Origin of the sequence: Flavobacterium limi, from assembly GCF_010645075.1 — a bacterium.
GTDB classification, from domain to species: domain Bacteria; phylum Bacteroidota; class Bacteroidia; order Flavobacteriales; family Flavobacteriaceae; genus Flavobacterium; species Flavobacterium limi.
The window spans coordinates 62,573-77,640 of record NZ_JAADZV010000012.1; the positions used below are offsets into that span (position 1 = coordinate 62,573).

15 protein-coding genes are annotated in these 15,068 nt (G+C 36.8%); 5 read left to right on the forward strand and 10 right to left on the reverse strand.

Annotated elements, in window-relative coordinates; all coding sequences use genetic code 11:
- Positions 1–102 precede the first annotated feature (102 nt).
- From GXM16_RS20075 to GXM16_RS20095, 5 genes are all read left to right on the forward strand, one after another.
- Complete coding sequence (locus GXM16_RS20075; protein ID WP_163396282.1) at positions 103–1,485, forward strand: PSP1 domain-containing protein; 1,383 nt, start codon at positions 103–105, stop codon at positions 1,483–1,485.
- Positions 1,469–1,954, forward strand: coding sequence for a gliding motility lipoprotein GldH (locus GXM16_RS20080; RefSeq protein WP_163396283.1), 486 nt, complete (start codon positions 1,469–1,471; stop codon positions 1,952–1,954). Before GXM16_RS20075 ends, GXM16_RS20080 begins: the two co-directional genes overlap by 17 nt.
- Positions 1,955–1,956: 2 nt before the next feature.
- Entirely contained in the window at positions 1,957–4,266 is a 2,310-nt protein-coding gene (locus tag GXM16_RS20085; protein WP_163396284.1) for a penicillin-binding protein 1A, read from the forward strand.
- 166 nt (positions 4,267–4,432) lie between these two features.
- Positions 4,433–5,134 (forward strand): CoA transferase subunit A, encoded by a 702-nt coding sequence (locus GXM16_RS20090; RefSeq protein ID WP_163396285.1) that lies wholly within the window; start codon positions 4,433–4,435, stop codon positions 5,132–5,134.
- 88 nt (positions 5,135–5,222) lie between these two features.
- On the forward strand, positions 5,223–5,882 hold the full coding sequence (locus GXM16_RS20095; protein ID WP_163396286.1) for a CoA transferase subunit B: 660 nt from the start codon (positions 5,223–5,225) through the stop codon (positions 5,880–5,882).
- A gap of 61 nt (positions 5,883–5,943) precedes the next feature.
- On the opposite strand, the gene GXM16_RS20100 is transcribed toward GXM16_RS20095, so the two are convergent.
- The 10 genes from GXM16_RS20100 to GXM16_RS20145 form a co-directional block, all read right to left on the reverse strand.
- Positions 5,944–6,684 carry an SDR family NAD(P)-dependent oxidoreductase gene (locus GXM16_RS20100; RefSeq protein ID WP_163396287.1) on the reverse strand — a complete coding sequence of 247 codons (741 nt, stop codon included), beginning with the start codon at positions 6,682–6,684 and terminating at the stop codon, positions 5,944–5,946.
- Between the two features lie 69 nt (positions 6,685–6,753).
- On the reverse strand, positions 6,754–7,320 hold the full coding sequence (locus tag GXM16_RS20105; RefSeq protein WP_163396288.1) for a Crp/Fnr family transcriptional regulator: 567 nt from the start codon (positions 7,318–7,320) through the stop codon (positions 6,754–6,756).
- Between the two features lie 74 nt (positions 7,321–7,394).
- Positions 7,395–8,999, reverse strand: coding sequence for a fumarate hydratase (locus GXM16_RS20110; protein ID WP_163396289.1), 1,605 nt, complete (start codon positions 8,997–8,999; stop codon positions 7,395–7,397).
- A 71-nt stretch (positions 9,000–9,070) separates the two neighbouring features.
- Positions 9,071–9,817 (reverse strand): hypothetical protein, encoded by a 747-nt coding sequence (locus GXM16_RS20115; protein WP_163396290.1) that lies wholly within the window; start codon positions 9,815–9,817, stop codon positions 9,071–9,073.
- A gap of 18 nt (positions 9,818–9,835) precedes the next feature.
- Entirely contained in the window at positions 9,836–11,275 is a 1,440-nt protein-coding gene (locus GXM16_RS20120) for a nucleoside recognition domain-containing protein (protein ID WP_163396291.1), read from the reverse strand.
- Between the two features lie 99 nt (positions 11,276–11,374).
- The gene (locus GXM16_RS20125) at positions 11,375–12,451 is read right to left on the reverse strand and encodes a winged helix DNA-binding domain-containing protein (protein ID WP_163396292.1); all 1,077 of its coding nucleotides are present in this window, start codon (positions 12,449–12,451) and stop codon (positions 11,375–11,377) included.
- A 104-nt stretch (positions 12,452–12,555) separates the two neighbouring features.
- Positions 12,556–13,269 carry a 3'-5' exonuclease gene (locus GXM16_RS20130; RefSeq protein ID WP_163396293.1) on the reverse strand — a complete coding sequence of 238 codons (714 nt, stop codon included), beginning with the start codon at positions 13,267–13,269 and terminating at the stop codon, positions 12,556–12,558.
- An 87-nt stretch (positions 13,270–13,356) separates the two neighbouring features.
- Positions 13,357–13,581: a hypothetical protein gene (locus GXM16_RS20135; RefSeq protein ID WP_163396294.1), complete on the reverse strand. Its 225-nt coding sequence runs from the start codon at positions 13,579–13,581 to the stop codon at positions 13,357–13,359.
- A 22-nt stretch (positions 13,582–13,603) separates the two neighbouring features.
- A complete protein-coding gene (locus tag GXM16_RS20140; protein WP_163396295.1) occupies positions 13,604–14,080 on the reverse strand; it encodes a methylated-DNA--[protein]-cysteine S-methyltransferase in 477 nt (158 codons plus the stop codon).
- A 159-nt stretch (positions 14,081–14,239) separates the two neighbouring features.
- Positions 14,240–15,061, reverse strand: a complete 822-nt coding sequence (locus GXM16_RS20145) for an NAD-dependent epimerase/dehydratase family protein (RefSeq protein WP_163396296.1) — start codon at positions 15,059–15,061, stop codon at positions 14,240–14,242.
- Positions 15,062–15,068: the final 7 nt, after the last annotated feature.

Consider the following 15,068-nt stretch of genomic DNA (forward strand, 5'->3'; position numbering starts at 1 on the left):
TTTAGTTTCAATCCGTAAAAAGCAAAATAAAAAAAATACTATCTTTACCGATCAAACGTTTATGAACTTAAGTTGCTTTTTTGCAACACTACATATATAATTATGGCATGTACAAGTTGTTCAACCTCAGATGGCGGCGCACCAAAAGGTTGTAAAAATAATGGGACTTGCGGCACCGACAGCTGCAATAAATTAACGGTTTTTGACTGGCTTTCAAACATGAGTCCGTCCAATGGAGAGGCAGTTTTTGATTGTGTTGAGGTTCGTTTCAAGAACGGACGCAAGGAATTCTTTAGAAATTCAGAGAAATTAACTTTAAGTATTGGTGATATTGTAGCAACTGTTGCATCACCGGGACATGATATCGGAATTGTTACTTTGACAGGCGAATTGGTAAAAATTCAAATGAAGAAAAAAGGAGTAAATCCTGACAGCAGCGAAGTTCCAAAAATTTACAGAAAAGCATCCCAAAAAGATATTGATATCTGGTCTGTAGCACGTGACCGTGAAGAACCTATGAAAGTTCGTGCACGTGAATTAGCGATTCAGCATAAACTGGAAATGAAAATTTCGGATATTGAGTTTCAGGGTGACGGATCTAAAGCGACTTTTTATTACACAGCAAACGATCGTGTTGATTTTAGAATGCTGATTAAGGATTTTGCTAAAGAATTCAGTACAAGAGTTGAGATGAAACAGGTTGGTTTCCGTCAGGAAGCGGCTCGTTTAGGCGGAGTAGGTTCTTGCGGTCGTGAACTTTGCTGTTCTACCTGGCTGACAGATTTCAGAAGTGTCAATACATCGGCGGCCCGTTACCAGCAATTATCTTTGAATCCGCAAAAATTAGCAGGACAATGCGGAAAATTAAAATGCTGCCTAAACTACGAGTTAGATACTTATATGGATGCTTTGAAAGATTTTCCGGATTATGACACCAAACTGATTACAGAAAAAGGTGATGCAGTCTGCCAGAAACAGGATATTTTCAAAGGATTAATGTGGTTTGCTTACACGAACAATTTTGCCAACTGGCATGTTTTGAAAATTGATCAGGTAAAAGAAATTATTGCCGAAAACAAACAGAAAAATAAGGTTTCTTCATTAGAAGATTTCGCTATCGAAGTAACTTCAGAACCTGAAAAAGACTTTAATAACGCAATGGGGCAGGAAAGTTTAACCCGTTTTGACCAGCCTAAAAAGAAGAAAAAACCAAACCGCAAGCGCAAACAAAATGCTGAAGCTGCTACAGTTGGAGCTCCGCAGAAACCACAGCACGAAAAAAATACCAATAATGCTAAGCCTGCCGGAAATAATAATCCGAATAATGGCAACAATGCGAATAAACCAAACAACCCAAATAAGCAAAATCATAAGAAAAAGCATAATTCGAATAAAAACAATCCGAATAAGCAAAATTCAAATGAAAATAAACCAGCTGAACCTAGAAAACCTATAATTATTACTAAAAATGAGAATAAAAAATAGCGGAATTCTTCTTTTGGCAGCTATACTTCTTTTTTCTTGTGATAAAAAAAGAGTATTTGATGAGTACAAATCTGTTGGAAGTGCCTGGCATAAAGACAGTATTGTAACCTTCGATCTGCCGGTTTTAGACTCCACAAAACGATACGATTTATTTGTAAATGTGAGGGACAACAACAATTATCCGTTCAATAATTTATTTTTAATTGTAGCCATTGAAATGCCAAACGGATTTACGAAGGTTGATACATTAGAATATCAAATGGCAAATCCTGACGGAACACTTTTAGGAAATGGTTTTTCGGATATTAAAGAAAGTAAACTGTATTTAAAAGAAAACGTAAAATTTAGAGGCAAATACAAGGTACACATCAAACAAGCCGTCAGACAATCAGGAAAAATTCCGGGAGTTCAGGAATTAGAAGGTATTACGGATGTAGGTTTTAGAATAGAACAAAAAGATCAGAAATAGTTATGGCTGCCAAAAAAAACAATCAAACAAACAGTACAAAGGATATTAAATACTATCAAAAAAAATTCTGGAGAATCTTTGCTTATGGATTATTAGGTGTCTTGGCCTTTTTTCTTTTTGCATCATGGGGATTTTTCGGTTCAATGCCTTCTTTTGAAGATTTAGAAAATCCGGATTCTAATTTAGCGACTGAAATTATTTCTTCTGATGGGGTTGTAATCGGGAAGTATTTTAAAACCAACAGATCACAGCTTAAATATTCTGATTTGCCAAAAAATCTCGTTGATGCTTTGGTTGCTACAGAAGACGCCCGTTTTTATGAACATTCAGGTATTGATGGTCGTGGAACTTTACGTGCTGCTTTTTCCCTTGGTACAAATGGAGGAGCAAGTACAATAACACAGCAATTGGCAAAACAGTTATTTCATCGTGGAGGTTCCAGCTTTCTGCCGTTTAGAATAGTACAAAAAATAAAAGAGTGGATTATTGCGATCCGTCTGGAAAGACAATATACCAAAAATGAAATTTTAGCGATGTACTGCAACGTTTATGATTTTGGAAATTATGCTGTAGGGGTAAGCTCAGCAGCTCAAACCTATTTTTCCAAAGAGCCAAAAGACTTAACTATAGACGAATCAGCCATTTTAGTTGGAATGTTTAATAATTCATCTCTTTACAATCCTTTACGTAATCCTGAAGGAGTTAAAAACCGACGTGATGTAGTATTGGGGCAAATGGTAAAAGCCAAGATGATTACAGAATCACAAAAAGATAAATACAAAGCATTGCCAATAGCTTTGAAATTTAAATTAGAAAGTCACCGTGAAGGAATGGCGACTTATTTTAGAGAATATCTTCGTGATTACATGAAGAAATGGATGGCAGACAATAAAAAACCAGACGGATCTGATTATGACATTTACAAAGACGGTCTGAGAATTTATACAACAATCGATTCAAGAATGCAGGCTCATGCTGAAGAAGCGGTTGCAGAGCATATGAAAAATCTTCAACAGCAGTTTTTTATTGAGATGAAAACCAATAAAAATGCGCCTTTCGTAAATATTACGCAGGCTGAAACCGACAGAATCATGATGCAGGCCATGAAGAATTCTGTTCGTTGGGCTCAGATGAAAGAAATGGACAAGAGTGAAGATGATATTATAGCCTCTTTTAAGGTAAAAACAAAAATGAGAGTCTTTACCTGGAAAGGAGAACGCGATACTACGATGACACCAATGGATTCTATTCGCTATTACAAACACTTTTTACAGTCAGGTTTAATGGCTATGGAGCCTCAGACAGGAGCTATTAAGGCATGGGTTGGCGGAATCAATTATAAATATTTCCAATACGATCACGTAGGACAGGGGGCAAGACAGGTAGGGTCTACTTTCAAGCCTTTTGTTTATGCTACGGCTATTGAGCAATTAAACATGTCACCTTGTGATTCTATTTTAGACGGACCTTTCATGATTCACAAAGGACGCCATCACGTAACAGAAGACTGGGAGCCAAGAAATTCTGATTACAGATACCGTGGCATGGTTACTTTAAAGCAGGCTTTAGCAGCGTCAATTAATACAGTGTCTGCAAAACTAATTGACAGAACAAGCCCGGAAGCTGTTGTAGAACTAACACGAAAATTAGGCGTTAAAACTGAAATTCCGGTACAGCCTTCTATCGCATTGGGAGCTGTTGATATTACAGTTGAAGATATGGTGGCAGCTTACAGTACATTCGCTAATCAGGGTGTGTATGTAAAACCTCAGTTTTTAAGCCGTATTGAGAATAAAAGCGGTGAGGTTATTTATGAGCCGATTCCTGAGTCACATGACGTTTTAAATAAAGATATTGCGTTTGCTGTAATCAAGTTGCTTCAGGGAGTTACAGAAACAGGTTCGGGTGCACGTTTGCGTACGCAGGGCGGAGGTAACGGTGACAATCGCTGGACAGGTTATCCTTATATGTTTACAAACCCAATTGCAGGGAAAACAGGAACAACACAAAACCAGTCAGATGGTTGGTTTATGGGTATGGTTCCAAATTTGGTAACCGGAGTTTGGGTTGGCTGCGAAGACCGTTCAGCACGTTTCAAAAGTCTGACTTACGGACAGGGAGCAACCGCTGCATTGCCGGTCTGGGCTTATTTCATGAAAAAATGTTATGCTGATCCGGCACTTCAGGTTTCAAAAGCAGAGTTTGAACGTCCGGCCAATCTTTCAATCAAAGTAGATTGTTATACCAGACCTGCAGCTGTTGTAAAAGATACTACACAAACAGAACAAAATACAGAAGAGTTCGAACTGTAGTTTTAACTTTAGAATATATAATATCCTTTTGTAGCCTCTTGAATTGAGATGGATACAAAAGGATTTTTTTTTGATTTGTATAGGTTTTATTGTTTGCGAAATCGATATAATTCCATCTAAAAATCTTATTTTTATCATTATTATAAAGCAATAAAGACAATTTGTTATGATAACAAAAAAAGTTAATAGTGTTCTGGATGCAATTGAAGGAATTAAAAATGACATGACTATTATGTTTGGCGGCTTTGGTCTGTGCGGAATTCCTGAAAATACCATTGCAGCTTTAGTGAATACCCAAATATCAGGTCTGACCTGTATTTCAAACAATGCAGGTGTAGACGATTTTGGTTTGGGACTGCTTCTTCAGAAAAAACAAATCAAAAAAATGGTTTCCTCTTACGTTGGTGAAAATGCAGAATTCGAACGTCAGATGCTTTCGGGTGAACTGGAAGTTGAACTTACGCCTCAGGGAACTTTAGCAGAAAGATGTCGAGCCGCTCAGGCCGGAATTCCCGCTTTCTTTACACCTGCAGGTTATGGAACCGAAGTTGCCGAAGGAAAAGAAGTACGTGAATTCAACGGTAAAATGCACATTATGGAAGAAGCCTTCAACGCTGATTTTGCCATTGTAAAAGCATGGAAAGGTGACGAAGCCGGAAACCTGGTTTTCAAAGGAACCGCCAGAAACTTCAATGCCTGTATGGCCGGAGCAGCAAAAATTACGATAGCAGAGGTTGAAGAATTAGTTCCCGTTGGAACTTTGGATCCAAATCAAATTCACATTCCCGGAATTATGGTGCAGCGTATTTTTCAGGGAGAAAAGTTTGAGAAGCGTATTGAGCAACGAACAGTAAGACAGAAGAATTAGATAATGAGATAATTTGTCAATTAGATAATTCTTTACGAGCGTTTTAAAATTATCTAATTATCAAATTGACAATTGATACATTTTAAATATGGGACTTAGTAAAGAAGATATAGCAAAGAGAATTGCAAAAGAAGTAAAAGACCGTTATTTTGTCAATCTTGGAATCGGGATTCCGACATTGGTAGCGAATTACGTAAGAGAAGATATTTCAGTTGATTTTCAAAGTGAGAATGGGGTTTTAGGAATGGGACCTTTCCCTTTTGCTGGAGAAGAAGATGCTGATATTATTAACGCAGGAAAGCAGACGATTACCACGCTTCCCGGAGCAAGTTTCTTTGATTCGGCTTTTAGTTTTGGAATGATCCGCAGCCAGAAAGTCGATTTAACGATTCTGGGGGCTATGGAAGTTTCTGAAAACGGTGATATTGCCAACTGGAAAATTCCGGGCAAAATGGTAAAAGGAATGGGAGGAGCCATGGATTTGGTAGCTTCCGCAGAAAATATCATCGTTGCCATGATGCACGTCAATAAAGCAGGTGAATCCAAAATCCTTAAAAAATGTACTTTACCATTAACAGGCGTAGGATGTGTTAAAAAGGTCGTAACGGAACTGGCTGTTCTAGAAGTAACAGAAAAAGGTTTTAAGCTCTTAGAACGAGCGCCAGGTGTGTCAGTCGAGCACATCATCGCTTCAACCGAAGCTGATTTGATAATTGAGGGAGAAATTCCTGAAATGCATATAAATTAAGATTCCACAGATTCATATGATTTGATGAATCTGTGAACTTTTAATACTCTAATATCTGAAATCAATCAAACCCTCCTGAAACACTTATTTTTTGGCCTGTAATCCAGGAAGCATCATCAGAGGCCAGAAAAACAGAAAGTTTTGAAATGTCTTTTGGCTGACCCACTCTTCCAAACGGCGTATTAGCTACTATGTATTGTTCCATTTCGGTTCCTAAAACCGGATTACCTGCTGTTTCAGTTGGGCCGGGCAATATAGAATTAACACGGATTTTTTTTCCGCTCAGTTCTTTTGATAATGTTCTGGTAATCGAATCAACAGCACTTTTTGTAGCAGAATAGACTACAGTCATCGGAGTCGCTTTGATGCTGGCAACTGAACTGATATTAACAATGCTCCCGCCATTTTCATTAAAGTATTTTAAAGCTTCCTGAATCGGTAAAATAGTTCCCAAAACATTATTGTCGAACTGACGGCGGAATTCTTCTTCGGTAACCATTTCCAAAGGCTCAAATTTGTAAACTCCTGCATTATTAATCAGGGTGTCAATTTTTCCGAAAGTTTTGTGTGTTTCTTCAAATAATTTTTGGACATCTTTACTTTTAGTCACATCGGCCTGAATGGTTATGGCTGTGCCTCCGTTTTTAATAATGGCTGCTGTTAAAGTTTCAGCAGCATTTTTATCGGATAAATAATTAACTACAACTTTTGCGCCTTCTTTTGCCATTTCTAATGCAATTTCGGCACCAATTCCTTTTGATGCTCCGGTAACAACGGTTACCTTATTTTTTACTTTGCTCATTTCTTTACTGTTTTACAGTAGCAAAAGTAGAGTGAAGAAAAAACAAAAAAGTTGACATAAGGCAAGAAATCAAACTTTTGCTCTGAGCCTGCTTAAAGTATGTGGCGTTATGCCCAGAAATAATGCAATCTGTTTTTGGGGTATCCGCCGAATGATGGATGGCTGTCTCTGCAGGAGTTTGGCGTATTTAGTTTCGGCATCATCCATCAGCATTTCGCTTTTCATTTTATATTTTTCAAGAAATGCTTTTTCTTTTAGAAGATGAATAATCTTTGAAAAATTCGTGACCTCTTTTTCAAATAAGTCAAAAGCCTCACTTGTTATAGTCGCCACAGAGCAGTTTGTTAAGGCTTCAACCGATTCATCAGAAGGAATTTTATTGGTAAAGCTTTCCATCGCTACTGCAAAATGACCTTCACTTGTAAAATAGGGTATAAACTCATTTCCTTCCGAATCTGTTTTAACGACTCTTAAAACACCTTCGAGAACAAAACCAATTTTTCTACAGACTTTGCCCTGTTCACAGTATTTTTCTCCTTTTTTCAATGTTTCAATAAACAAGTGCTGTTTCATGAAGTTTTGTTCTTCTTCTGAAATAGGGAGGACAGAATTAAATATAGTAAGTAATTGATTCATAGTTGTAAAATGAAAATACCGTAAATTCAAAAATTAAAATGATGAATTTACGGTATTTTAAATTATTTCAAAAGTTACAGATTCTCAAAGAAATCATTCCCTTTATCGTCTGTAATTATGAAAGCAGGGAAATCTTTTACGGTGATTTTTCGAACCGCTTCCATTCCTAATTCTTCAAAATCAACCACTTCTACTTTCAGGATGTTATCCTGAGCCAGAATAGCAGCCGGACCTCCGATAGAGCCCAAATAAAATCCGCCATATTTGTTGCAGGCATCCGTAACTTGTTTGGTTCGGTTTCCTTTTGCCAGCATGATCATACTTCCGCCATGTTTCTGGAATTCATCTACATAAACGTCCATACGTCCGGCAGTTGTTGGTCCAAAACTTCCCGAAGCCATTCCTTCAGGAGTTTTTGCAGGTCCGGCGTAATATACCGGATGATTTTTGAAATATTCCGGCATTGGCTGTCCGGCATCTAATAATTCTTTAATTTTTGCGTGTGCAATATCACGGGCTACAATAACAGTTCCGTTTAATTTCAAACGGGTTTTGATTGGGTATTGGGATAATTTTGCTAAAATATCCGCCATTGGCTGATCTAAATCAATTTCAACCGGAGCTTCTAAATGTGGAGCGGTTTCCGGTAAAAACTGTTTCGGATTTACTTCTAGCTGTTCAACGAAGATTCCGTCTTTGGTGATTTTTCCTTTGATATTTCGGTCTGCAGAACAGGAAACTCCCAATCCAACCGGGCAGGAAGCTGCGTGACGCGGCAAACGGATGACACGAACATCATGCGTGAAATATTTTCCGCCAAACTGAGCTCCAATTTCACTTTCCTGACAGATTTTCTGAACACGTTCTTCCCATTCTAAATCCCGGAACGCCTGGCCGGCCATATTTCCTGAAGTAGGGAGATTGTCGAAATAACCTGCAGATGCTTTTTTAACCGTAGCCAGATTCGCTTCCGCAGAAGTTCCGCCGATTACCAAAGCCAAATGGTAAGGCGGACAGGCTGAAGTTCCTAAATCTTTGATTTTTGCACGAATGAAAGCATCAAGAGATTTATCATTCAGTAATGATTTTGTTTGTTGGTATAAATAGGTTTTATTGGCAGATCCGCCTCCTTTTGCCATGAATAAAAATTCATATGAAGTTCCTTTTTTAGCATAAATATCAATTTGTGCCGGAAGATTCGAGCCTGAATTTTTTTCTTCAAACATCGAAATCGGTACAATCTGCGAATATCTTAAATTGCGTTTTTGGTAGGTGTTGAAAATTCCTTTGCTTAACCATTCAGCATCATCAACTCCGGTAAAAATGCTTTCGCCTTTTTTGGCCATAACGATTGCTGTTCCGGTATCCTGGCAACTTGGTAATTGTCCTTCGGCAGCAACCGAAGCATTTTGAAGTAAATTGTAAGCAACAAAACGATCATTATCTGTTGCTTCCGGATCATCCAGAATGTTTCTAAGTTTTTGCAAATGTGTCGTTCTTAACATAAACGAAACATCTGTCAGGGCTTCTTCGGCCAATAACTCTAATCCTTTTGGATCAACAGTTAAAACTTCACGTTCTCCAAATTGTTCTACTTTTACAAAATCTGAAGAAATTTTGCGGTATTGTGTCTCGTCTTTTAAGATAGGATAAGGATCCTGGTATATAAAATCAATCATTTCTTAGGTTTTTGGCAAAGTTAAAAATTATTTACCTAAGAAAGAATTTGAATTATATACGTTTAGCAACTTTATTGTTGATTATGAAACGCATTGAAGCTCATCTTTTTCTCAAAATAAGGTTTGTCTTTTGCTGAAAGCAATTTCTTTTTCCAGCGATTTCCTTTCATTGAAAATAAAATGGAATCCGTATAGGTTACAATTCCGGAATCTTCATTTTCATCATCTCCGGGTTCAAATGAAACCGTTTTGCAATAAAAAGTTTTGGGATCCTCTTCTGCTGATGCATCGCTTAAAAATTCTGTCCACGTTCCCCAGCCGCTGTCTGACATCGACTGCCACTGATGAACAAGTTGTAAATCGTGTTTTTTCAGATAATACAAATAATTTTCATGTGTATATCCGCAGGCAGGATACCCAAAACCGATTTGTATAAAAGAAGAATTTTTTCCTGATAAATTTGTTAAACCGGATGAACCGCCCCATCCAGCACCTTTTTCGTAATTGGTAATTGTGATTCTGGAAGAGGCGATTTTGGTTTTATCCTTATAAAAATCAAGCCTGAATTTAGAGGTTAAAATACTGTCTTTATCTGCTTTCAGTTCTGTCAAATTTGCCAGTATATGGGTGAATTCGGCATTTTTTTCATTTGAAAGTAAAATGGTATCTGTTCGTAATGTTTTTTCTTCGGTTTCTCTTTTATCTGCAATGGGATGAATTTCTGTTGCTTCAACAGAACTTACATCTGCAATTAGATTTTTTTTCTGTTCTTGACAGCTTGCCAGAAGAAATAAAATGAAAAGATATTTAATTTTCATATTTAAAACCGTCAAATTTTAAAAAAACCACGTCGCCACAAAAATAGCCGTAATCACGCAAATCAAATCTACCAAAAGCATGGTACCCAAAGCGTAACGGGTATTCTTGATATTTACCGAACCAAAGTAAACCGCAATTACATAAAACGTACTTTCGGCACTGCACTGGAAAATACTGCTCAATCTGGCAGTTAAAGAATCGGCGCCAAAAGTATTCATCGAATCAATTAAAAATCCTCTGGATCCTGCAGAGCTGAAAGGACGCAACATCGCAACAGGCAGCGCATTCGTGATTTCTTTGCTTACCCCCATATTCGAAAAGATAAATCCAATGGCATCACTGATGATTTCGAACAAACCGCTGTTTCTGAACAGTGAAATGGCAACCAACATTCCCAAAACATAAGGAAAAATAGTCACTCCGGTTTTAACACCATTGTTTGCTCCTACTACAAAAGTGTCAAAAACAGTCGTTTCAGCTTCTTTGAATTTCTTCTCATGGATAAATGAAAAGATCAAAGTGAAAGCGATAATTGCAATTAATATTAATCCAGAAAGATTAGACGTAAAATAGTTTTTACCAATTAAATCCAGATGGTTCACATACATCAGTAATCCAATAATAGCCGCAATTAAAGTCATCAAGCCAATAAGCAGCGAAGCACTTTTAAAATTGATTTTTTGTTTCACACCTACAATCAGGAAAGCAGCAATCGTCCCAATGAATGAAGTAATAATACAAGGCAGCATCACATCAGCTGGGTTACTGGCATTTGCAGCCGCACGATAACCAATAATCGAAGTTGCAATTAAGGTTAAGCCCGAAGCGTGAAGACACATAAACATAATCTGTGCGTCACTCGCTTTGTCTTTTTCTGGGTTTATTTCCTGTAAACTCTCCATGGCTTTAAGGCCGAAAGGTGTTGCAGCTGAATCTAATCCTAAGAAATTGGCAGCAAAATTTAAGGTCATGTAGGATATCGAAGGGTGATTTTTAGGAATGCTTGGAAATACTTTTACAAAAACGGGACTCAATACTTTAGCTAAATTTCCGGAAGCTCCCGAAACAATTAAAAGTTCCATCAATCCACAGAAGAAAGCCAGATAGGCAATCAATGGCAGAATTAAATCAACCAGAGTGTTTTTACAGGTTGGCAATAAACCATCTGATTTTTGAAGGCCGCTGTAAATTTTTACTGTTTTGTTTTTATAAACATAAGTCGTGTCGGCATTTAGCGTGTCACGATTGACAATCATAGTCTGTTCCGGAGCAGTTTTAATGCTGTCTTTGATGAAAGCGGGAAGTTGTTCAACGTATTTTTCTGAAACCAAAATCGGGTCATCTTTCTTTCCATTCAAAACAGAATCAATAGTATACGTATTGGCAGTAAATAAACTCACCACAATAAACACAATCGAAGAAATAAAAATCGTTAACCAAAATCTGCTTAATACCATAATTGTAATTTTTTGTAAATGTAATAAATCAATTGCAATGACAATTACAAAAGTCAATTTCGTGGTTTAAGGGTAAATAGATTTAGGTGTTTTTAAGTTTTATTCAATTGCAATTTTCGTTTCCAGATACTTTTCAAATGATTTGATTCCTTCAAAAAGAACTTCTTTTTTATGACTTTCAGTTTCATTAAAAAAGTCTGTTTCAATTTTGACATGATCTTTTTTGATGGTTCTTTTCCAGGTTCCGATTACTTTTCCGTTTTCTACAATTGTGGGTTTAAAAATGCCGTTTTTGGTAAAAGCTTTTGGCTGATGTTCTAATAAAATCGAAGATTCCCGGTTTTTATATGAAATTAAATACTCATCAAAAGCAGCTAAGAAATGTACGCTTTCGCGGAATTTATCTGTATTCGAATATTCTTTTCCGAACCAATACGTTTGATTATCAATGGTAAAGCTATTTAGTTGCAGTTCTGTTGCATTAATAATGTTTTTGCAAGTTGTAACCGAAAAACCTGACCACCACGAAAAATCAAGTAGTGTTGCCGGGCCGTGACTTTCAAAATAACGTTTTGCCAGTTTAGCCAGACCTTCTTCTTTTGTCAGTCTGGATTGAGGCTTTGGAACCCTTTCTTCCAGTAAGGCGTATGTCATTTGTTTGCCTTTCATTTTGCCGTTGCAAACCACACCATCTAATTCTGCATACATCATGATCAGAACAGGACTTAATTTGTAATCGCCGGAAAACTTTTTGATAGTAAGTTCCTGTATGATTTCCTCACGTGTTAAATGATTGTTGCCAGCCAGTATTTTTTCTATTGCTGAGTTAATCTTGTCAAATTCCTTTTCGTCACAACTATATTTTTTGGTTTCAGCAAGAATCATACGTTTGACCTGAGGTCCTGAAACATCCAGCATCCAATGAATATCATCAGCAGCAACAAAATGCCAGGTTGGACGAAGAATATGAGTCCGGATTATTTTTCCTGAATTTATAGCTTCTTCTATTTGTTTTTCAGTGGAATCACATCGGGAGCCAATCGCCCATTTTGCCATGGCATAATCCTGAGCCTGCATAGCACCAAGATGTCTGACAATTTCCTGTGGTGATGAAGCACTTGTTTTGTCTAATTTTTGGGAAGCAAGTCTAAGATGTGAAATTTTCTCGTGTGTCATTTGAAACATTTTTTTTAAACCATATAAGTTATGTAAGTGCATTTAAATTTTGCATTTCAAAATCTTAGTAACTTAGTATCTCAGGATCTTAGGAACTCAAAAATTTAAACATGAATTATTTCCTCATCTATCAGTAAATCCTCTCTGCGAAGGCGGAGAAAAACCTGTGCTACGGCAATAGTGTCTTTTTCACAATAGGTTACAATCCGGTCCATGTCTTTCTCTACATAAAAAACATGTGCTACCTGGCTTCCGTCAATATCACCTTTTGGGGAAGGAACTCCGAGGATTTTGGTCAGTAGTTTTAAAGAAGTAAAGTGTTTGTAATCACCAAACTTCCATAATTCTAAAGTATCCAGATGCGGAATTTCCCATGGTTTTTTACCGAATAAATTCAGTTTGTCCGGAATTGCGATTTGGTTGATAATCATTCGGCGCGCGATAAATGGTATATCAAATTCTTTAGCATTGTGTCCGCATAAAAGATGCTGTGGCTGATTGAAATGATTGTTCAGCAGATTATTAAAATCTTTCAGGATCTTTTTCTCTTCTCCGAAAAAAGAAGTTACCCTGAAATTTCGAATATCTCCCCGAATAGTAAAATACCCAACTGAAATGCAGATTATTTTTCCAAACTCTGCCCAGATTCCGGCACGATCGTAAAATTCTTCGGGAGTAAAATCGTCTTTCCGCTGATATTGTGTTTTTAAATCCCAAAGGGACTGCATTTCCGGATCGAGCGAATTGAAGTTTTCTTCTTCAGGAACAGTTTCTATATCAAGAAATAAAATGTTGTTGAGGTTTATTTTTTCAATCATTTTTGGGGACTTCTTAGATATTTAGATTGTTAGACTTTCTTAGATTCTTTTTTGCAAATATGCGTAAAATTCTTACTATTATTAAATTTATTTTATGAATTTACAATTAACACCTAGCTTATCTGCTTCTTCTAAGAAATATTTAGCTGAATTTTCATCAGCAATTTCCAGAATTATTTGAATGTCATCTAAAAGATTGTCTAAATTAGTTTTAGCTTCTTTCAAACCTAATCCTAATATTTCATTTTGCAACTTTACAAGTGAAACTCCTTTTAAGCCTTCTCTCCAGCTTTCCATAACTATTTTTGCCATAATGAATGGGTTATAATTGTAACTAAAACAAACTTTGCTGTGAAGTCGGGCTTTCATGTTCTAAAAGCCATTTTTTGCGCCATATTTCTCCGGCGTAACCCGTAAGCGAACCGTTTGTACCAATTACGCGATGGCATGGAACCACAATCCAAAGCGGATTTTTGCCATTTGCAGAAGCAACAGCCCGAATGGCTTTTACATCGCCGAGTTTTTTAGTCTGATCCATATAGCTGACTGTTTTTCCGTATGGAATTTCGAGTAAGGTTTTCCAGACTTTTTGTTGAAATTCGGTTCCTTTTGGATTTAGTTTTAAATTGAAGTCGGTTCTTTTACCCTCGAAATATTCGTTTAACTGAAACACAGCATCTTTTAAAATTTCGGGAATTGTCTCTGAGATTTCATTTGTACCAACATCAGAAACAGAAATTACTGAAATACCGTTATCATCTCCAATAATTTTGGTGATTCCGAGAGGCGAATTGATGTAGACTGTTTCCATAATTTTGGTTTAACCACAAAGTTCGCGAATATTTTTTGAACCATATAAGTTATATAAGTTCATTTAATTTTGTTTATAGCTCACACAACTGTCACCCTGAGCGAGTCGAAGGCCTGAAATCAAAAGGGCTTCGACTTCGCTCAGCCTGACATAATGCTTTTAGTAATTTTTTAGTTCAAATTGGTAATTCAAAACGCTTTCGACTTTTTCGCTTGAAATTATCTTTTTGATGTTCGATTTTTCAGAACTGAATTTTGGTAAAGCCAGCTTTTGTTCTTTCGCTTTTCGAGTGTAGTATTCAGCTCTTGTCGGATGAAACCGAGCAACAGCATTAAAGACTTCATTCCATTTAGATTGGGTTATGATTTTTTCAATGATGTTGATACAATCGTTTTGATGAATCAGGTTTACGGTAGCATCTGCATTTGTTAAGTTTTCTTTTCCTGATAATGAAGTAACAGGATGACGATCTTTACCAATTAATCCGCCAAAACGTAAAATAGTAGTTTCGAAATTTTGATTTTTCTGCAGCATTTCTTCTGCTAAAAGCAATTGTTTACCGCTTTCTGTTTCCGGATTTGGATTTGTTTCTTCTGTAATCAAATCATTTTGGTCTCCATAAACTGAAGTTGAACTCACAAAGAGTACTTTCTTAACCTTAGATTTCTCTATAAACGGAATTAGATTTTCGATTTTCCTCACAAATGTCATTTCGAGCGGATTCGAGAAACTTTGATTCCCTCTCAATTTGGGTGGAATATCAATAATCAGGATTTCGCTTTCCGCTAAAAACGTATTGATGCTTTCAGAAACACTTTCGCTTTCAAGCGCAACTAAAAACGGATTTATCCCGGCATCTTTTAAAATCGGAAGTTTATTTTCTGAAGTTGTGGATCCGTTTACTGAATTTCCGTTTTCAATTAATCTTTTTGCCAGAGGAAGTCCAAGCCAGCCACAGCCTAATATGCTTATTTTTATCATTTGTATG